General features: G+C 70.2%; 16 protein-coding genes. 5 read left to right on the top strand and 11 right to left on the bottom strand.

The features are described 5' to 3' along the window. Positions 1-47 precede the first annotated feature (47 nt). Positions 48-254: an MbtH family protein gene (locus ACOZ38_RS07650; protein ID WP_424529404.1), complete on the top strand. Its 207-nt coding sequence runs from the start codon at positions 48-50 to the stop codon at positions 252-254. A 124-nt stretch (positions 255-378) separates the two neighbouring features. Here ACOZ38_RS07650 and ACOZ38_RS07655 read toward each other — a convergent pair whose 3' ends face one another. The 9 genes from ACOZ38_RS07655 to ACOZ38_RS07695 form a co-directional block, all read right to left on the bottom strand. Next, positions 379-1,449, bottom strand: coding sequence for an iron-siderophore ABC transporter substrate-binding protein (locus tag ACOZ38_RS07655; RefSeq protein WP_424529405.1), 1,071 nt, complete (start codon positions 1,447-1,449; stop codon positions 379-381). A 22-nt stretch (positions 1,450-1,471) separates the two neighbouring features. Continuing rightward, positions 1,472-3,301: an ABC transporter ATP-binding protein gene (locus tag ACOZ38_RS07660; RefSeq protein WP_424529406.1), complete on the bottom strand. Its 1,830-nt coding sequence runs from the start codon at positions 3,299-3,301 to the stop codon at positions 1,472-1,474. Next, entirely contained in the window at positions 3,298-4,992 is a 1,695-nt protein-coding gene (locus ACOZ38_RS07665) for an ABC transporter ATP-binding protein (RefSeq protein ID WP_424529407.1), read from the bottom strand. The genes ACOZ38_RS07660 and ACOZ38_RS07665 overlap by 4 nt, the downstream gene beginning before the upstream one ends. A 105-nt stretch (positions 4,993-5,097) precedes the next feature. Continuing rightward, complete coding sequence (locus ACOZ38_RS07670) at positions 5,098-5,490, bottom strand: YciI family protein (RefSeq protein ID WP_424529408.1); 393 nt, start codon at positions 5,488-5,490, stop codon at positions 5,098-5,100. A gap of 113 nt (positions 5,491-5,603) precedes the next feature. Continuing rightward, positions 5,604-6,050, bottom strand: a complete 447-nt coding sequence (locus tag ACOZ38_RS07675; protein ID WP_424529409.1) for a DUF1707 SHOCT-like domain-containing protein — start codon at positions 6,048-6,050, stop codon at positions 5,604-5,606. Between the two features lie 73 nt (positions 6,051-6,123). Beyond that, on the bottom strand, positions 6,124-6,804 hold the full coding sequence (locus ACOZ38_RS07680; protein WP_424529410.1) for a phosphotransferase: 681 nt from the start codon (positions 6,802-6,804) through the stop codon (positions 6,124-6,126). 189 nt (positions 6,805-6,993) lie between these two features. After that, complete coding sequence (locus ACOZ38_RS07685; protein ID WP_424529411.1) at positions 6,994-9,768, bottom strand: LuxR C-terminal-related transcriptional regulator; 2,775 nt, start codon at positions 9,766-9,768, stop codon at positions 6,994-6,996. Beyond that, positions 9,759-11,558, bottom strand: a complete 1,800-nt coding sequence (locus tag ACOZ38_RS07690; protein WP_424529412.1) for a 2-isopropylmalate synthase — start codon at positions 11,556-11,558, stop codon at positions 9,759-9,761. The genes ACOZ38_RS07685 and ACOZ38_RS07690 overlap by 10 nt, the downstream gene beginning before the upstream one ends. Positions 11,559-11,560: 2 nt before the next feature. Next, positions 11,561-12,331, bottom strand: a complete 771-nt coding sequence (locus tag ACOZ38_RS07695; RefSeq protein ID WP_424529413.1) for an AfsR/SARP family transcriptional regulator — start codon at positions 12,329-12,331, stop codon at positions 11,561-11,563. A gap of 233 nt (positions 12,332-12,564) precedes the next feature. Here ACOZ38_RS07695 and ACOZ38_RS07700 point away from each other — a divergent pair, with 233 nt between their 5' ends. The 3 genes from ACOZ38_RS07700 to ACOZ38_RS07710 are packed head-to-tail and all read left to right on the top strand — an operon-like array spanning position 12,565 to position 15,321. Continuing rightward, on the top strand, positions 12,565-13,515 hold the full coding sequence (locus ACOZ38_RS07700; protein WP_424529414.1) for a UbiA family prenyltransferase: 951 nt from the start codon (positions 12,565-12,567) through the stop codon (positions 13,513-13,515). A gap of 56 nt (positions 13,516-13,571) precedes the next feature. Next, positions 13,572-14,672, top strand: coding sequence for a sensor histidine kinase (locus ACOZ38_RS07705; RefSeq protein ID WP_424529415.1), 1,101 nt, complete (start codon positions 13,572-13,574; stop codon positions 14,670-14,672). 22 nt (positions 14,673-14,694) lie between these two features. Then, positions 14,695-15,321 carry a response regulator transcription factor gene (locus tag ACOZ38_RS07710; RefSeq protein ID WP_424529416.1) on the top strand — a complete coding sequence of 209 codons (627 nt, stop codon included), beginning with the start codon at positions 14,695-14,697 and terminating at the stop codon, positions 15,319-15,321. Here ACOZ38_RS07710 and ACOZ38_RS07715 read toward each other — a convergent pair. Both ACOZ38_RS07715 and ACOZ38_RS07720 read right to left on the bottom strand, forming a co-directional pair. Next, positions 15,297-16,262 carry an aldo/keto reductase gene (locus ACOZ38_RS07715; RefSeq protein ID WP_424529417.1) on the bottom strand — a complete coding sequence of 322 codons (966 nt, stop codon included), beginning with the start codon at positions 16,260-16,262 and terminating at the stop codon, positions 15,297-15,299. The two genes, ACOZ38_RS07710 and ACOZ38_RS07715, sit on opposite strands and share 25 nt — an antisense overlap. Before the next feature lie 315 nt (positions 16,263-16,577). After that, positions 16,578-17,993, bottom strand: a complete 1,416-nt coding sequence (locus tag ACOZ38_RS07720; RefSeq protein ID WP_424529418.1) for an NDP-hexose 2,3-dehydratase family protein — start codon at positions 17,991-17,993, stop codon at positions 16,578-16,580. A 309-nt stretch (positions 17,994-18,302) separates the two neighbouring features. On the opposite strand from ACOZ38_RS07720, the gene ACOZ38_RS07725 reads away from it, so the two are divergent. Next, positions 18,303-18,872 carry a DUF1707 SHOCT-like domain-containing protein gene (locus ACOZ38_RS07725; protein ID WP_424529419.1) on the top strand — a complete coding sequence of 190 codons (570 nt, stop codon included), beginning with the start codon at positions 18,303-18,305 and terminating at the stop codon, positions 18,870-18,872. Positions 18,873-18,938 lie beyond the last annotated feature (66 nt).

An 18,938-nucleotide genomic window follows, 5' to 3' on the forward strand; every position in this document is an offset into this window, starting at 1 on the left:
CCACCGCATCCCTACCCAGATATTTCCGGAAGAGGAGAGAACCCGACATGAGCAACCCGTTCGAGAACCCCGACGGCGTCTACTCGGTACTGGTCAACGCCGAAGGCCAGCACAGCCTGTGGCCTGACTTCGCGGAGGTCCCGGCCGGGTGGACCGTCGCCCACGGACCCGCCACCCGCCAGGAGTGCCTGGACCACATCGAGGCCAACTGGACCGACATGCGCCCGAAGACCCTCGCGGAACAGGACGGCTGACCGCGCCGACCGCCTGGACGAAGCCCCCGGGGGGCGCGAAGAAGGGCTGGGCCGCGAGACGATTCGCGGCCCAGCCCTTTCCAGGTGTGTACGAAGCGGGCCGGCCCTCTCCGAGGGCCGGCCGTCAGGAGGACGGTTGCGTGACCTCGGTGGAGGGCGAGCCGTCGACGGCCGCCGCGAGCTGTGGTGCCAGCCGGTCGAGCGTGTACGGCAGGCTCAGCACCGAGACGAACGAGATGGCGTTGCCGTAGTCTCCGTTCTCCTTGACGAACACCTCACGGCCCTGCTCGACCACGTCCAGGTCGCCGTACAGCTTGTCGCCGTGCAGCTTGGCCGCGTCCGCCGCCGGGTCGGCGACGATCCAGACGATCGCGTCGGTGTCCAGCAGGTCGGTGCGCTCCTTGCTGATGTTGGCGCCGAACTCGTCGCCGATGGCCTTGTCCAGGCCGGACGGCAGCGTGAAGCCCAGCGAGCTCAGGATGCGCGAGCGGTTGTCCTGAGGCCCGTACACGAAGATGCCCTCGTACGGGGTGGCCATCACGGCGGTGGCGCCTGCGAACTCCGGGTGCTCGGCCTTCGCCGCCGTGAACCTGGCCTCGACGTCCTCGACCAGCTTCTTGGCCTCGGCCTCCTTGCCGAGCGACCTGCCGATGATCTCGGTCTGCCGCTGCCACGGGACGCCGTAGTCCGCGTACTCCTTGGGCTGGGCCACCACCGGGGCGATCTTCGACAGGGTCTCGTACTGGTCCTTCGTCAGCCCCGAGTACAGGGAGAGGATCAGGTCAGGGGCGAGCGAGGCGATCTTCTCCACCTGTGGTCCCGTGCCGGTGTCCTTCAGTACGGCCGGAAGGGCGCCGCCGCCCAGCTTGCCGGTGGCCCAGGGGCCGATGGCACCCGCGTACCCGCCCAGCCACTCGGTCGTGCCGACCGGCACCTCGCCGAGGGCCAGCACGGAGTCCTGGTCGGTCAGGCCGACCGTGACGATCCGCTTGGGCGCGGACGGGATGGTGACGCTGCCGTACTTGTGCTCGACGGTCACAGGGAAGGCACCGCTGTCCGACGCGGTGCCACCGGGATCGGCGGTGCCGGTGCCGGAATCGGAGCCGGAGCTGGAACCGCAGGCGGCGACGCCGCAGAGCAGCAGTACGGAGGTGAGTACCGCGGCGAGCCGGGTGCCTCTCATCGTGCGGGGCATCAGGGGGTCCTTCGTCTTCTCGTCAGATGGTCGGTGCGTCGTGCGCGGGGGGTTGTGGGGGAGCGCTGGAACGGGTGCCCGACCAGGCCTCCCAGAGGGCGGCATAGGTTCCGCCCGCGGCGCTGAGCTCGTCGTGGCCGCCGCTCTCCACGACCCGGCCGCCGTCCATGACGACGACGCGGTCGGCGGTCGCGGCCTGGGTGAGGCGGTGGGCCACTACGAGGGCGGTACGGCCCTCGATCGCCCGCAGGGTGGCGTTCTCCAGGGTGCGGGCCCCGGTGCTGCCCGCCTCGGCGGTGGCCTCGTCCAGCACGGCTATCGGCGGGTCGGCGAGGATCAGCCGGGCGAGGGCGAGCTGCTGCGTCTGCGTGGCGGTGAGGCGGTGGCCGCCCTCGCCGACGACCGTCCGCAGGCCGTCCGGCAACGCTTCCGCCCAGGTCAGGGCGTCTACGCCGGCGAGGGCCTCGCGCAGGTCGTCGTCGGCGGCGTCGGGCCGGGCCAGCCGCAGGTCGTCGGCCAGCGGTCCGGAGAAGACGTGCACCTCCTGGGTGACCAGCGCGACCGTGGGGCCGCTCGTCTCCCGCCCGGGGACCGTCAGCCGTACGGAACCGGTGGTCGGCCGGTGGATGCCGGCGATGAGCTTGGCGAGCGTGGTCTTGCCCGCGCCGCTGGCGCCGACCAGCGCCACCCGCTCGCCGGGACGCAGCACGAGGTCAACGTCATGCAGCACAGGCCGCCCCACCTCATACGCGTGCCCAACCCCCTTCACCATCACCACCGGACCCTGCGGCTCTGCGGGCTCCACCGGGTGCTCCGGCTGCCGATGTGACGGTTCGTCCGCGACGCCGACCAGGCGGGCGAGGCTCGCGGCGGCCGACTGGGCGTCGTCCACCAGGACGAGGGCGGAGTTGACCGGGGCGAACAGGCTGTGGAAGTACAGCGCCGCGGCGGTCGCCGTGCCGATGGACGTGGACCCGCTGCGAACCAGGAGGAATCCGACCACCAGCACCGCCGCCAGGCCGGTGTACTCGGCGAGGTGCAGGCGGCTGTAGAACCGCAGCACCAGCCGTACCCCGCGCATCGTCAGCTCGACCGCCGACCAGGAGCGCCGGGTCACCCGCTCGGTGTGCTCGGCTTCCAGGCGGAACGCGCGGACGGTGGCAGCGCCGCCGATGCTGTCCAGGAGTTGCTGCTGCTGGGCTCCGCTCGCGATGCGCTGCTCGGCGTACAGCGGCACGGCGTTGCGCACGTACCAGCGCGCGGTGTGCGCCTGGATCGGCACCGCCAGCAGCGCCGCGAGCAGGAACCGCCAGTCGAGCACGGCGAGCGCCCCGAGGGTGAGCACGATGGCCAGCAGCGCGCGGGCCAGTTCGGGAAGGGCGGTCCGCACCGCCTCGGCCACCTGCGAGACGTCACCGGTCACCCGGGAGGTGAGGTCGCCGGAACCGGCCTTCTCCACCTGTTCCAGCGGCAGCAGCAGGGCGCGTTCGACGAACCGCTCGCGCAGCCGGGCCAGCACGGTCTCCCCGAGCCGGGATATCAGCGACAGCCCGAGCGTGGTGCCGGCCCCCTGCGTCACCGCGACGAGCACCAGCAGCGTCGCGGGCAGGGTGAGGGTGTCGGCCGGGCTCCGGCCGGCGACGAGGTCGACGATGCGGCCGAGCAGCGGCTGCGTCAGCAGGCCGACCGCGGTGGCGGCCACCATCACCGCGAACCCGCAGGTGGCCAGCCCCCGGTGCGGCCGGAGCAGTTCCCGTACGGCCGCCCAGGTCCGCGCCGAACCGGCGGTGGGCAGCAACACCCGTCCCCCCTCCCGCTCGGTGCCGGCGGGGGTCGTGGTCGCGGTCGTCATGCGAGCACCGCCGTGCGGTAGGCGGCGTGGCGTCGTACCAGGTCGGCGTGCGGGGCCGTGTCGGTGACCCGGCCGTTGTGGAGCAGGGCCACGCGATCGGTCACCGCCAGCAGTGCGGGACTCGTGGTGACGAGGATCGTCGTGCGGCCCCGGCGGAACTCGCGGATACCCGTGGCGATGCGCGCCTCGGTGACCGCGTCGACCGCGGTGGTCGGGTCGTGGACCACCAGCACGGGTCGATCGGCGGCCAGGGCCCGGGCGAGGGCCACACGCTGGTGCTGCCCGCCGGACAGCGAGCGGCCCCGCTCACTGACCGCCGTGTCACCACCCTGCCGCGACGCCCGGACGATCTCGTCGGCCCCGGCCGCCGCCATCGCGCGAGTGAGGTCGTCGGTGCCGGGAGGTTCTGGCTTCGGGGGGGTGATGTTGTCGTGAAGGGTGCCCTCGAACAGCGCGGCGTCGTGCTCGGCGACCAGTATCGCCGTGCGGATGTCGGCCGGGTCCAGGTCGCGCAGCGGTATGCCGTCCAGCTCGACCACTCCGGTGTCGGGGTCCGCCTGGCGGCTGAGGCAGCGCAGCAGTGCCGTCGCGTCCGCCGGATCGGTCGCGGCCACACCGAGCACCTCGCCGGGTGCCACGTCCAGCTCCAGCTCGCGCAGCCCCCCGTGGCTGACCCCGCGCAGCCGTACCGCACCTCGTACGGGCCGCGGCAGGCGCGCGCCACCGGACGTCACGGCCGGCGGCGCGGCAAGGACCTCGGCGATACGTCGCGCGGACGCCCGGCTCTGGGCGAGGTCGGCGTTGACCCAGGAGAACACCTCCAGCGGCCCCAGCAGGAACAGCGCGAGGCCGACCGCGGAGACCAGCTGGCCCAGGCTGATGTCGCCCTGGGCGGCCAGCCGGCCGCCCACGAGCGCGACGACGGCGATGAAGCCTCCGGTCAGGGCGAGCACCATGCCGCTCTGCAGCGCCTCGGCCCGAGCCGCCCGCAGCGTGGCGACCAGCGAGTCACGGCTGGTGCGCCGGTAGCGGGCGACGGCCGCGGACTCCGCCCCGATGCCCTTGAGCACGCGAAGGCCGGCCACCAGGTCGGTGGCGATGCCGGACGCGTGCGCGGCACGCTCCTGCTCGGCCTCGCTGCGGCGCTCCAGCGGCTTGCTGAGCAGGTGCCCGAGCCAGAGCAGCACCGGGGTGCCGACCAGGACCGTCAGGCCGAGCGGCACCGAGGTCCGCAGCAGCACGACAGCGCCGACGAGCAGTCCCACCAGCGCCGATATCCCGAACATCAACGCCATGTTCACGGCGCCGACGCGCTTGGCGTCCTCGGTGGCGATGGTGGCCAGCGTGCCAGGCAGCCTGCCGTTCTCCGCCCCGCCGCCCGGGTCGAGCACGCGCCGTACGAGCTGGACGCGCAGCACGTGAGCGGCCTGCTCGGCGGCTCGTTCCCCGGCCCGGGCGCCGAAACGGAAGCTGAACGACAGCCCCACGTAGACGACGGCGAGTACCGCGAGCCAGCGCAGCAGCGCGCCCGCGTCGCCCTCGGCCACGGCCTGGTCGATCACGATGCCGATCAGGACCGGGACCAGTGCCTCCCCGGCCTGGTGGGCGGCTCCGAGCACCGAGCCGAGCGTGACATCCCGCCGTTGCCCTCGGATGGCGCGTCGCAGAACATGCCGCCCCGACGCACCCATCCGCACTCCTTCGGAACACCGGCCAAGAACTTAGGTAAGGCTAGCCTATGTTCATGCCTCCGAACCACCCCTGATGCCTTGGCCGGTGTCGGGGTGTGGCGTGGGTCAGGGCTGGGGGAAGGAGGTGGGGTCGAAGTCGGCGGGGCCGAAGATCCGGCGGATCTCGGACTCGCCCTCCCAGCCCGGCCAGTTGTCCCGGTGGATCTCAATGAAGCGCCTCGCCGCCGCGACGGCCTCTTCCTTGGAGGCCACCTCCATCATCGCGTAGCTGGCGATCAGCTCCTTGGACTCGGTGAAGGGACCGTCGGTCACGGTCAGCTTCCCTCCGGCCAGCCGGACACGGGCGCCGGTGACACTCGGCGCGAGGCCCGCGGTGTCGAGCAGCACCCCCGCCTTGGCCGACTCCTCGCCGTACGCGGCTATGGCGTCCATGAGCTCCTTGGGCGGCGCGCCCAGCGTGGAGTTCTCTTCGGTCCTGAGGAGCAGCAGGTATCGCATCGTCGTTCTCCCTCTTGGTCCGGGTCCGGCGCGGTGCCTTCGGACCCGCTCAACTGGTTCTACCTGTGCGTCGACCGAGGGAGGGCCGGATCGACAGGCCGGGAGAATTTTTTTCAGCGGTCGCGACGGCTGTGCGTGACGATCGTCGTCAGGACGAGCAGGGCGGCGGCCGGAGGGCCGATGACCCACATGGGCCAGAAGTACACCAGGGAGCCGTCGGACAGGCTGACCAGGACCCAGACGGTCAGGTTGATCATGACCTTGACGGCCCAGATCGTCCAGACCACCCTGAGCCACCTCGGCAGGGTGGCTTCCTCCCCGGAGGAGGCGGGCACGACCTGGGGAGCCGCCGGAGCCGCCGCCACCGGGCCGGGCGCCGAGGCCGGCAGGTCGACGAACAGGTCGGCGAGGTCGCCGTAGGTCACCGACTGGTAGGCACGGCCCAGTCGATCGTCGTACTCCTGAAGATTGAGGCGGCCCTCGGTCACCGCCGAGCCGAGCCGCTCGGCGGCGGCCTCGCGATCACTGTCCGAAACCCGCACGTCGCGCCGCTCGTCCATCCTCTGCCTTCTCCCGGTTCCAGGGGTCACGACCCGGGCCGCGCCGAGGCGGGCCCGCGTCGAAGTACTCGGTTCACGACACCGGCTCGCGCCGTTCCGTGGTCTCTCGCGCGACGAGGCGGTCGATGTCGGCCCGCTCGCCGGGCCGGGTGTTGCGGTCGGCGAGCCGGCGTCCGGCCAGGGCGCTCAGGTACGGCCGGGCGGCCTCGCGGTCGACGCTTTCGAGGAACGCGGCGAGCACCACGTCGCGCCCCGCCTCCTCGTCCGGTCCGGAGACCGGCGCGGTCGCCATGGCGAGCCACGTGCACGCCACGTCGGCCCCCGCCGCGCCCCTGCCGGCGTTCGCCCAGTCGATGACCTTCGGGCCGTCGCCGGTGACGAGCACGTTGAGCGGGTGGAGGTCCAGGTGGAGCAGGCTGTTCCCCGGGCATCCCCCGGCCGCGGGCAGCCAGCCCGGTGCCCGTACGGCCGCCAGCCGGCGAAGGAGGTCGGCGAGAAGACGGCCGTGGGCCCGCATGCGCGACGGCTCCCGTAGGCCGTCCTCCATCAGGTTGGACCCCTCGACGCGCTCCATGAGGATGTCGGGTCCTTCGGCGTCGAAGACCTCGGGCGCGGGGAAGCCGTGCCTGCGCGCGTGGCGCATGACCGAAGCCTCCCGCTCCAGGTTGCGACCGTCGCGGGCCCGCCGGACCACCTTGCCGGTTCCGGCCTCGAAGATGTGACAGTCACGTCCGGACGCGATGAGCGATCCCACCTGCATATCGTCAGATTAGGAGGTAAAGGTAGGTAATGCCAGGTATCTGACCGCCACCCCGATGGCAACAAGTTACGGGGATTGGCTGCCACCGCACGCCCGGCCTCCGTCCATCTACAATCCACCACCAATTTGAACAAACCACATAAAAATCGCCAGACCGCCCTTTTCCTCCGAATACGCGAAAAATCAGTTGAATGCGTGGTTCGTGGATTCGGGTGCCGGGGCCGAGAGGCCGTCCGCGAGCCTGGCCGGCAGCTCGGTGCGGCGGGTGACGTTGAGCTTGCGATAGATGCGCGTGAGGTGCTGTTCCACCGTGCTCATCGTGATGAAGAGCTTCCTCGATATCTCGCGGTTGGTGTACCCCTCCGCCGCCAGCGCCGCCACGCGCCGCTCGGCGTCGCTCATGATCGCGGTCACGCCGGAGGACGAGCCGGGGTCGGGCTCGTCGTCCTCGGCACCGCGAGACAGGGCCCGGATGAGGGGCTCGGCGTGACACTCCTGCGCGAGCACCCGGGTACGCCGCCCGAAGATCTCCGCCTGCCGGTACTCCCCGCTCGCCTGGTAGGCCTCGGTGAGGTCGAAGAGCGTACGGGCGAGCTGGTACCGGTCGCCGCCGGACTGCAGGAGGTCGGCCGACCTGCGGAGCAGCGTCGCCCGGTGGCGCAGCTCGCTCACCGAGGCCAGCAGGCGCGTCGCGATGCCCTGTGCCCGCTTGGAGCGGGAGTCGCACCGCGAGAGCTGGTCGTTGACCAGGCGCACGGCCTCGTCCGGCTCACCGAGGCGGATCAGCGCCTCGGCCGCGTCCGTGCGCCACGCGATGAACCCCGGGACGTCCAGCTTCCACCTGCTCATGAGCTCGCCGCAGAGCCGGAAGTCCCGCAGCGCCTGCTGGGGCTGGTCCGCCATGAGGTTGAAGCGGCCCTTCGCGTGCAGGTACTGCAGGCCGTACCTGGTCTCCAGCATCGCCTCGGGCACCGGCTGGTTGAAGTGCTGGAGGTACTCGTCCAGCTTGCCCATGGCGGCCCCGGCGAGCAGGAGGCTGCCCAGCGGCCCCCCGACGGTCACTCCCCAGCTGCCGGCCGGGATGAGCTCCAGAGCCCTCTGAGCGTCCTGCGCCGCCCCCGCCAGGTCGCCCCTGCGGAGGCCGATCTCCGCCCGGATGGCGGACAGCCGGGCCTGGCGGCTCGGCGCGCGTCGTGACTCCGCCTCGTCGATGAAGGCGTCGCACCACGGGGCCGCCTTGCCGGGCAGATCGGCGTAGGTCAGCGCCAGGAGCGCGGTCTCCACCGTGTCCAGGGTCATCTCGTCCAGGCGCGAGCCGCGCAGGATGAGCTCGGCCGTCGCCACGGTGTCCTCGCGCGGCCCCTCGGTCATCACGCTCGCCAGCGCGTCCGCGGCCTCCATACGGCGGCCGACCCGCAGGGACGAGGCGGCGGCGACCGTCCGCTCCCGGCCGACCTCCGGCAGATGCGTGAGGAACGAGGGGTACAGGGTCCTGAACCAGGGACGCGCCGCGGCGAGCTCCGCCGCGCTCTCCTGGTCGAGCTTCTCGCGCTCCTTCAGGTGGGCGAGCACCTCCCTGGCGTCGTCGACGTGGCCGTGCCACAGCAGGGCCTTCGCGAGCACCACCGCGTCGCCGCCGCCGAGGTAGCCCTTGTGCAGGGCGTCGGTCAGCTCCGCGAGGTGGCCCGCGGGAGTGCTGGGGTTGATCCGCCACTCCGCCCGCATGAGCGCGGTGGCGATCCTCGCGCGCCGCCGCTCGTCTCCGCAGGCGCGCCAGGCGAGCTTGAGGTACTCGATGGCCGACTCGACGCCGTCGTCGCGCAGCGCCTGCCGCGCCGCCTCCTCCAGGACCGACAGGGCCCAGGGGTCCCCCGCGTGGCTCGCGTGGAGCAGGTGCTCGGCCACCACGACCGGGGGAGACCCCTCCTCGTACGTCAGCTCCGCGGCCCGGCGGTGCAGGGCTATGCGCTCGGAGGCGTCCAGTTCGGCGAGCACGGCGGACCTGGCGATCTCGTGACGGAAGCGGCCTTCCCCCAGCACGCCGGCGTCGCCCAGCGCCTGGATCGAGGTGGACACCGCCACCTTGCTCTCGCCGAGCAACGGGCCGACCGAGGAGGCGTCGCCGAGGACCGCGAGCCCTCTGGCGACGAGCGACATGCGGCGGTCCGCGCGGCGCAGGTAGGCCACGATGGCCTCGCCGTACCTCTGGCCGGGGGAGCCGGTGGCCTGGTGATCCTCCAGGAGCGCGTCGATCAGCAGCCGGTTGCCGCCGCTCAGCGCGTGGCACTCGGCCGCGAACCGCCTGGCGGCCTCGGCGCCCGCCCTGTCGGTCACCCTCTCCTCCACGCCCGCGAGGTTCAGGTGGGCGAGCCGGATCGGACGGCAGTGCGGCTGCCGCAGCACCTCCGTGTGGAAGAGGGACTGGAGGTGCGCGCTCGGGTCGGGCGCGCTGAACACCAGCATGACGTCGGCGAACTTCACCCGCCGCGCGAGGTAGGCGAGGCACAGCTGCGACGCGCGGTCGGCGTAGTGGACGTCGTCCACGGCGATCACCAGCGGGCACCGCTCGGACAGCTCCAGCAGCACCGTGCACAGCGCGTCGACGATCTGCACGTCCACGTGCTCGATGGCCTCGGCACGCGGGTCGTTCGACATCTGTGAGCGCGCGCCCTCGTGCAGCAGGCCCAGCGTCGCCGCCCGCTGCTCTTCGGTCAGGGGCGCGCCGTGGACGAGCTGGGACAGCACGCCGAGCGGGAGTCCGCTCTCGGCGCGCGAGCCCGTCGCGGTGAGGGGCAGCGCGCCGTGGTCGAACGCCCGCTCGGTGAACGCGTACAGCAGCTCGCTCTTGCCGGTCGCGATCGCCCCCGTCACCATCGCGATCCTGCCCTTGCCCGCCACCACCTCGGCCAGCAGCTCCCGAAGGGAGGTCATGCCCTTCCGCTGGTCGTCTACGGCCATGATCGGCCTCCACCGTCCGCTCGGAGTCCGGCCGCCGCCAGGGGGCGGCGCTGTTCGGGTACGTTCACCTCGCGGTCCGCCTCGACGGCCGCGAGGTCTCCCTCGCGGGAGAGCCGCGCGCCCGCCACGCGTACGGCCGACAGCGCCGCCGTCGCGACGTCCCTGTCGATGCCGGCGCCCCAGGCCACGGCGCCGTCGGCGCGGCACTCGGCGTAGATCACGGTCTCGTCCCGCGACCGGCCGTCGAACACGGCGCGCTCCGGCGTCAGGTCGTCGTTGTCGAGAGGGAGCCCGGTGCGGTGCACGACGCGCACCTGGACGCCGTGGCGGCCGAGCACCGAGCCGAGGGTGCGGAAGGCGTCCGCCTGGGGCCCGCTGACGTCGAACCGCCCGTCGACGTACAGCGACGCGATCACGTGCTCCCACCCCGGCAGCGGGTCCGACGGGTCCACGCGGAGGAGGTACTCCTCCATGAACAGCGCTCCGATGCCGCTCGGCGAGAGCTCGCCGCCCAGCTCGTCCACCCGCGCCTGCACCTTGGCCGCCAGCTCGATCTGGAGCCCCCGCGGCAGGTTGAGCCCGTGCCAGGCGCTCATGACGTACGCGACGCCGCCCTTGCCCGACTGGCTGTTGACCCGCACGACGGCCTCGTACGTGCGGCCCACGTCCTTGGGGTCGACCGGCAGGTACGGCATGCGCCAGGGCAGGTCGCCCGCGTCGGCGCCGGCCTCGGCCGCCCGCCGCTCCAGCTCGTCGAACCCCTTCTTGATGGCATCCTGGTGGGACCCCGAGAAGGCGCTGTAGACGAGGTCCCCGCCATAGGGGTGCCGGGGGTGCACGGGCAGCTCGTTGCAGAGCTCGACGGTGCGGCGCACCTCGTTGATGTCGGAGAAGTCGACGCCCGGGTCGACCCCGTGGGCGTAGAGGTTCATGCCGAGCGTCACCAGGCAGACGTTGCCGGCGCGCTCGCCGTTGCCGAACAGGCAGCCCTCGACGCGCTCGGCGCCCGCGAGCATGGCCAGCTCCGCCGCCGCGACCCCGGTGCCCCGGTCGTTGTGCGGGTGGACGGACAGGCACACGTGCTCCCGCCGGGAGAGGTTGCGGCCGAGCCACTCGATCTGGTCGGCGAAGACGTTGGGCAGCGACCGCTCCACCGTCGTCGGGAAGTTGAGGATGATCCCCCGGTCGGGCCCGGGCTGCCAGACGTCCATGACGGCCTCGCAGACCTCCAGGGAGAAGTCCGGCTCGGTCTCGTTGAAGAGCTCGGGGGAGTACTGGTACCCGAGGTCGCAGTCGTGGAGGGTCCGCTCGGCGTACTTCATCATCAGCCGGGTGCCCTGCACGGCGAGGTCCTTGCACTCCGCGCGGGTCATCCCGAAGACCATCCGCCGGAACAGCGGGGACGTGGCGTTGTAGATGTGGATCGTCGCCCGGGGCGCGCCCGCGAGGCACTCGACGGTGCCTCTGATCAGTTCGTCGCGGGCCTGGGTGAGAACCGAGATGCGCACATCGTCGGGAATTCGGTCGCGCGTGATGAGCATTCGCACGAAGTCGTGGTCATTCCGGCTGGCGACCGGAAAACCGACCTCGATCTCTTTGTAGCCCATGTTGACAAGGAGGTCGAACATCATGAGCTTGCGCTCGGGTGTCATGGGGTTGGCGAGCGACTGGTTGCCGTCCCTGAGGTCCGTGGACAACCAGCGCGGAGCGGAGACGATGCGATTGCCCGGCCAGGTGCGGTCGGTCAGGGCGACGGGAGTGAAACCCGCGTAGCGCTCGACGCCTTTCATCGTCAAACTTCCTTTCCTGAATGACTCACGGCGGGAGAGTTCGGCTGAAGATTCTTGATGTCGAATGTGGGCTCCACGCCGAGCTCGGCGTCCAGCAGCGCGCGGAGGCCCTCGTAGGCCCGGAAGGCGTCGGTGCGCCGGCCCGCCCGGCTGAGCGAGGTGATGAGCTGGGCGTGGAAGTTCTCGTTGAGGGGATGGGCGGCGACCAGCACGCGCAGTTCCTCGATGAGCTCCCCGTGCAGGCCCTGCAGGATCCTGGCGTCCATGTGCATCTCCAGCGCGCGCAACCGCTGCTCCTCCAGGGCGGTCGCGTGCGGGCCGAGCACGGCTCCCCGTCTTACGTCCGCGAGCGCGGGGCCCGACCACAGGTCCAGGGCCTTGCGCAGCACCTGCTCGGCGGTCGCGTGGTCGCCGGCGCGGTAGTGCCGTGCGCCCTCCTCGACGAGCCGGGGGAACACGAGCGCGTCGACGCGCTGCGGGTCCACGCGCAGCAGGTATCCCGGGGCCCGGGTGACGACCAGCCGCCCGGCGGGAGGGCCGACGCGGTCGAGAATCCGGCGGAGATGATAAATGTGGGTCTGCAGGGTGTTCAACTGGTCTTTCGGCGCCTCTTCCCCCCACAGCTCATTTACAAAGAGGTTGACATCGACGATCTTTCCCGGGTTGAGCGCCAGAAGTGAGAGGACCTGCCGGACCTTTGGCCCGCTGGGGGTGAAAGGGCGGTCGCGCTCGTCGAGCACCTCTATCGGCCCGAGTAGCTTGAAATCCGGCATCAGATTCCCTAAGGTGAAATTGCCCAGCCTCCGTCAGAGGCGGGAGCCCGCCTTTCTGGCGTTTTCCGCTGGCTTCAAGCTATAGGGGTGGGCGCGGCCCGACAATACGGGTGCCCGAGGAGATCGGCGCATATATCCGATGGTGGTACGGGTGGTATCCAAAGAATCAGTGCCGGCTACAACCTTCGGATCATCCTCTTAACGAGCCGCCGGGTTCGGGTAACAATCCGGGCATGACGAGCATATGGGCAACGAGGCAGGCCAACGGCGCTTCCGCCCTGCGGTCCGGTATTCGCGTGCTGGGGCTGTGCGTCGTCGAAGCGCGGCCGTCCGTCCTAGCGATTTCGATGCTCAGATTCCTGACGGGAGCCGTGCTCGCCGTGCCGGTCGCGGCCGTTCCCGACCCGGCGAGGGTGGCACAGGGGGCGGTGGCCTGGGTCCTGTCGACCCTCGCCATCTATCTCTTCAACGGGGTGACCGATGTCACCGAGGACCGGATCAACGGCTCCCGCAGGCCGATCGCCCGAGGCGATCTCGAACCGCGCGCCGCGATGACCGTCGTCCTGGTCGCGGCCGGTCTCTCGCTCGCCGCCACGCTGGGGCTGCCCGCCCAGGTGACATGGATGGTGGGGGCCAACCTGGTTCTCGGATACCTGTACTCCGGGCCGCCATTTCATCTGAAAAGCGGATCCGGAGCCACAATCATCGTGTTGTGCATCTCCGGTCTGCTCTCCTACTGGTGCGGGTTCTTCGTTTCCACGGGCGGTGAAAGGGTGTCCACGCCGCTCGAACTCATCGTGTTCGCGGTGGCCGCCACTTACTGGATGACACTTGTCGGAGTACCGGCCAAGGACTTGTCCGATATCGAGGGAGACGCCGCTGCCGGCCGGCGGACGATCGGCGTCACACTCGGAGAGCGGACGTCACGGTATGTGATGTCGGTCGCGGCGGCCGTGCTGGCGGCCGCATTCGGCGCCACCATCCTGATCCTCGGCATTCCGCTGATCGGCGCGTTCGTCGCCATGAGCGCGGGCGCCGCGGCGGTCATCGTGAGCGGTCGCGCCGCCTCCTCCAAGGGAAGTCGCCGTCATCAACGACGGCCTTACCGAGTGTTCATGGCGACGCAACACCTTGTGCACATTACCGCGCTGATCAGCAATATGTCATCCTATATGTTGCTTTAAAGACGTAGCTGCGAGATAGTTGGGGGCACGCGCGTCCCATGGCGGAGGGGACTTCCTTGGATGCGGCACCCGGGGCCAGGAACGACCCAGCGAGATTCGTCGACGCGTGCCGGAAAGAAATCCTTTCGGAATTCGAGGCCGAGCTGCAAGCCAGTGGCAACGTTCTCTCCTCGGACCCGCAGGCGACCCGCCAGGCCCTTATGACCGCCCACTACGTCCTCGACGATGTGGCGGCCATGCTGCGCGCCGGAAAAGTGCAGGTCAACGAGCTCTATAAATTCCACTCCTGGGAAGTCGGCAGTACTCGCGCCGCCAGCGGAGTTCACCCCAAGGCATCTCTTGAGGCCGGCTCACTTTTCTTCAGGACCGCTCTGGCCCACCTCGCACGGCGAATAGCGGTGGACACCGAGGCGCCCGGGGAGCTTTTCACGCTCGTGGCGACCGGAATGGAGGAGAGCCTCTCCCGGCGAATCCGTGAGGCGTCGGAGAGCTATCACGGCTTTCTCCTCAACCAGGTGCAGGAGGCCCAGGGAGAGGAGCGCCGCCGCATAGCGCGAGAGCTCCACGACCGCGTCGGCCACGGGATCAGCGTCGCGCACCAGCAACTGGCGCTGTCGGAGGTCCACCGGGCCACGGACCCCGCCAGAGCGTCTGCCAAGATCGCGGTCGCGCAGCAGGCCATCCAGGAGACCATGGAGAACCTGCGGCAGATGACGTCCGAGCTCTATCCCCAGGTGCCGGTGAAGAGTTTGGAGAAGGCGCTGCTCGGCTTCCTCGAAGCGGTGGAGGACGACCACGTCTCCGTCGGGCTCGACGTGAACGGTGACGAGTCGTGGGCCGAGCCAAGAGTGCTCGACCAGGCCTTTCTCATCGTCAGGGAAGCCGCCCGCAACGCGATAGCCCACGCGCGCCCCTCGGTGATCCTCATGCGGGTGGACATCGCTCCGCACGAGCTGCTCGCGTCCGTACAGGACAATGGGCAGGGCTTCGATCCGCTGCTCGCCCGGGTGCGCGGAGGCGTGGGTCTCGCTTCCATGCGCGAGCGCGCGGAGCTGCTCGGGGGCCGGGTGACCATCTCAAGCGAACCAGGGAACGGCTGCTTAGTCGAGCTCTTCATCCCCCTAAAGAGACAGTCCCATGAATCGGACGAATCGTAATAGCGGAATCTCCGTCGCCATCGTGGACGACCATGCGCTTTTCCGGGAAGGGCTGCGCGAGATCCTTGAGGCCGTCGAGGACATGGGCATCGTGGGTGAGGCCGGGGACTCCTCCTCCGCCCTGGCCCTCGTCGAGGAGACCCGGCCGGACGTGGTCCTGCTGGACGTCGAGATCCCCGGCGACGAGGTCACCGAGACCGTCACGCGGATACGGGAGATCTCGCCGGAGACCCAGATCATCATCCTGAGCATGTACGACGGGCCGCAGCTGCTCACCCGGCTCCTCGTGGCGGGCATCTGCGGCTACCTGCTCAAGAGCGTCCACCGCCACGAGCTGATCGCGGCGGTGCGGAGCGTCCACGAGGATCCCGGGAGGGTGGTGCTCGCGGTCTCGCGCCACAGCCTCGCCCAGGTGAAGGGGCCTCCTTCCGGCGTCCTGTCGAGCAAGGAGCAGGAGGTGCTCCAGCTGGCCGCCCAGGCGCTCAGCAACGGCCAGATCGCCCGGTGCCTCGGTCTCGCCGAGGCGACCGTGAAGCGGCACATGCGGAACATCTTCGTCAAGCTCAACGCGGTCTCCCGGATCGACGCGGTCAACAAGGCCCTCGCGGCCTCGCTCATCTCCCCTCAGAGCAGGAGCGACGGCGACTGATCGAACCTCACGGCGGGGAAGATCCTCGCCAGCCTGTCCCGCGTCGCGGGCGCGAGCTCCACGGCCGACGCGGCGAGGTTCATCTCCAGGTGCACAGGATCGCGGGTGCTCGGGACGGGGACGATGTGGTCGCCCTGGGAGAGCAGCCAGCCCAGGGCGAGGCGGCCGGCGCCGACGTCGAGCTGCGCCGCCGCCGCCTCGACCTCCCGCAGGGGGCCCACGCTCAGCCGCAGGTTCTCCGGCTGGAAACGGGGGTCCTCATGTCTCCAGTCGCCCGGGCCCAGCTGTACGGGGGAGCGGATGCGGCTGGTGAGGAAGCCCCGGCCGAGCGGGCGGGCGGCGACCACGGTGATGCCCATCTGCCGGGCGGCGGTGAGAAGGGCGGGCTGGGCGCGCAGCCCCCACAGCGAGTACTCGACGGCGACCGCGGTGACGGGGTGCACGGCGTGCGCCCGCCGTAGCTGCTGGGGTGTGCCGTTCGACAGGCCCACGTACCGGATCTTCCCCGCCGTCACGAGCCTGGACAGGCGGGCCATGCTCGCCTCCACCGGCACGCGCTCGTCCTGGCAGTGGAGGTAGTAGAGGTCGAGGGAGTCGATGCCGAGGCGTTCGAGGGAGGACTCGCAGGACCGCTCCAGGTAGTCGAGCCGCCCGTCGAACCTGGTGGGCCGCCCCGGCCGCGCGCGGCGCACGCCGCCTCGGGTGCAGACCACGACCTCGTGGGCCCTGCCGGCGACGGCCCGGCCCACCAGGCGTTCGACCTGGCCCGCGGCGTAGAAGCCGGCGGTGTCGATGAGGGTCACGCCCGCGTCGAGCGCCTTGCGGATCAGGCTGAGCGCCTCGGCGTTGTCGACGTGGCCGTAGGCGCCGGTGAGGGCAAGTGAGCCGAGTCCGATATTCGAGATGACCGGCCCTGTCTGTCCCAACCTCGTGTAACGCAAGTGGACCCCTTAGCCCGTCTATCCCAGACTCGTGCATTTCTAGTGATATCCGGCGTCGGTCAAAGTGTAGTCAAAGCTCGGTCAAAGTACAGTCAAAACGTGCAAATATCACTTACTTCGAAGGGTCCAGAGCATACAGCAGAGCAACAATTTAATTCGCTTATATGTATTAAATGGCATCACAGCACGGGCGATATTCATGATCCATGGGAACGGTCCTTTTTGATCGCCCCCGGAAAGGCCGCGCGGAAGGTGATCAAAAGGCTCCCGTGCGCACCCGGGAAACCGCGCGAGGCGCGTTTCGGGCCCCCGGCCCTAAGCGCGCGGAGAATCGCCCCCGCTCGCGGAGGTCAGGCTGTACAGGCAGGCGCTGAGCGTGCGCGCCTGCACGTTCACGTAGTAGCTGTGCCGGAGGAGCTCTCCAAGCTGGTGCAGGGTGAGCCACCGGAAGTCCGGATGGCCGAGCGTGGGGTCCAGGTCCGTCTCGACGATGAGGTAGCGGTTCCTGGCACTGTAGAAGCGCCCGCCCTCCTCCGACAGGATGGTGTCGAACCGGACGCGGCCGCGCCGGGCCCCGAGGATCTCGTCCAGGAAGAGCGGCCTGGCCTCGGGCGGCAGGTGGTCGTAGTTGCCCGGGGTGTACTGCACGGTCGGCGCCAGCTCCACGATGTCGGTGTTGCCCGGCTCGACCCGCGCGTTCACCAGGGCGTGGAGCACCCCGTCGATCTCGCGGACGAGGAACGCGATGACCCCCATGCCGACGGGCTCGATCATCGGCTGGGTCCAGTGGCCGACCTCGCGGCCGCTCGCGGCGACGCTCACGCCGATGACGTCGAAGAACCTGCCGGTCTCGTGGGAGATCTTCCCGCCGGCCCGGCGCCAGTGCCGCAGCCGGTTGAGCGGGATCCGCTCGGTCCTGATCTCCACCGTGGAACGGATGCCGGTGGTCCAGCTCAGGATCTCCTCGATGCGGTGCTGGCCGCCCTGGCCGGGATCGCAGGACCGGACGAGCGCGGCGCGGAACCCGTCGTCGCCGGAGCCCAGCGTCGCGGCCGTCCCCTCGCCGGAGAACGGCAGGCAGGCCAGCACCGTACGGGCGTCCATGTTCACCAGGTCCGGCACGGACAGCAGCTCGTGCACCTGCCCCAGTGTCAGCCAGCAGAAGCCGTCGATGAGTTCGACGTCCTCGGTGACCTCCACGACCATGTTCCTGTTGCGCTTGCGGTAGAACCAGGCCCCCTGTTCCGACTGCCGCACGTCGGCCAGCACGCGTCCGGAGGGGTTGCGGAAGTGGTCGAGGTAGGGCACCGGCCTGCCCTGGTGCACCCGCGTGTAGTTGCTGCGGGTGGCCTGCACCGTGGGGGACAGCTGGAGCCCGTTGTGGTTGCCCGGCTCGTTCTTGGCCTGCATGAGCAGGTGCAGGACGCCGTCGAACTCCTTGACCAGGATGCCGAGGATGCCGACCTCCGGCTGGTTGATGATCGGCTGCGTCCACGCCGCCACGGGACTTCCGGGGAGCCGGACGTCCAGCCCCTCGATGGTGAAGAACCTGCCGCTCCGGTGGACGATGTTCCCCGTCACCGCGTCGTGGCGCCAGCCGGCCAGCTCGTCGAGCGCCAGCCGGTCCACATTCATATATGAGTGCGCCGACAATTCGGAGAGCCAATGGCGGACGGCCGTGACGTGCCTGAAATGGGCCCCTCCCGAAAGAGCGGACTCGGCGATTCTCACCTGTGCCGGCTGGGCGGAGAGTGTGGGAATGGTGGGCTCCTAACGGGCGGCTCACACACGTGGCGGCCATCCACGCTCAACGGCGAACATGCCACGGCGGTATAGGCCCGCTCAACCCCCCTGTCGCATTCAGGAACCCCTATTCCGCCCTGCGCGGGGAAACAGGGGTTCTCCCCGGGTCGACCCCCTAATAGCCTCGGGATCCGATGGAGGTAAGGGCATTGCGAGGCGATCGGGGCGTTCATCGCTATGGGAGCCGCGGCTCGGGCGGGCTGGCAGCATGAAAATCTGATCATTAGAGTGGGCGCCATGACCGATCACGCGGAGATCCGGGCAGGCGACCGTGACCGGGACAACGTGGCCGAGACGCTGCGCGTCGCCCTCAGCGAGGGCCGCATCAGCATCGAAGAGCTGCACGAACGGCTCGACCGCACGTACGCGGCGCGCACCCGCGGAGAGCTGGACGTCATCGTGGCCGACCTGCCGCAGGCGGGCGATCTGCCCGCGCCACTGGCGGACACCTCCGACATACTGCGGCTCCACACGCGCGGCAGAAGGAACCTGAGGCAGACCGGATACTGGGTCGTCCCCCCGCACATCAGCGCCAAGGTCGCGTGGGGCAAGGTCAGGATCGACTTCACCCAGGCGATCTGCCACCACGGTGAGGTCTCCGTCGAGGTGGAGTGCGGACTCGGGGACATCGTGCTGTTGGTTCCGCACGGCTGGCGGGTCCGCGCCGACGAGGTGATCACCAGGTCGATGGGCAGCGTCCACAACAAGCCCCACCATCCCCCGGCTCCGGACGCGGTCACGCTGCGGCTCTTCGGTCACGTGCGGATCGGCGACGTCTGGGTGAGGTACCGCCGCCCTCGTGCCTGACAGTGGCCCGGCAGGGTGCCGCCGGTGGTGCGCGGGCCGTCCCGGTCGGCCGGGGATCGTCGACAC

Origin of the sequence: Sphaerisporangium viridialbum (genome assembly GCF_049674955.1) — a bacterium.
GTDB lineage: Bacteria > Actinomycetota > Actinomycetes > Streptosporangiales > Streptosporangiaceae > Sphaerisporangium > Sphaerisporangium viridialbum.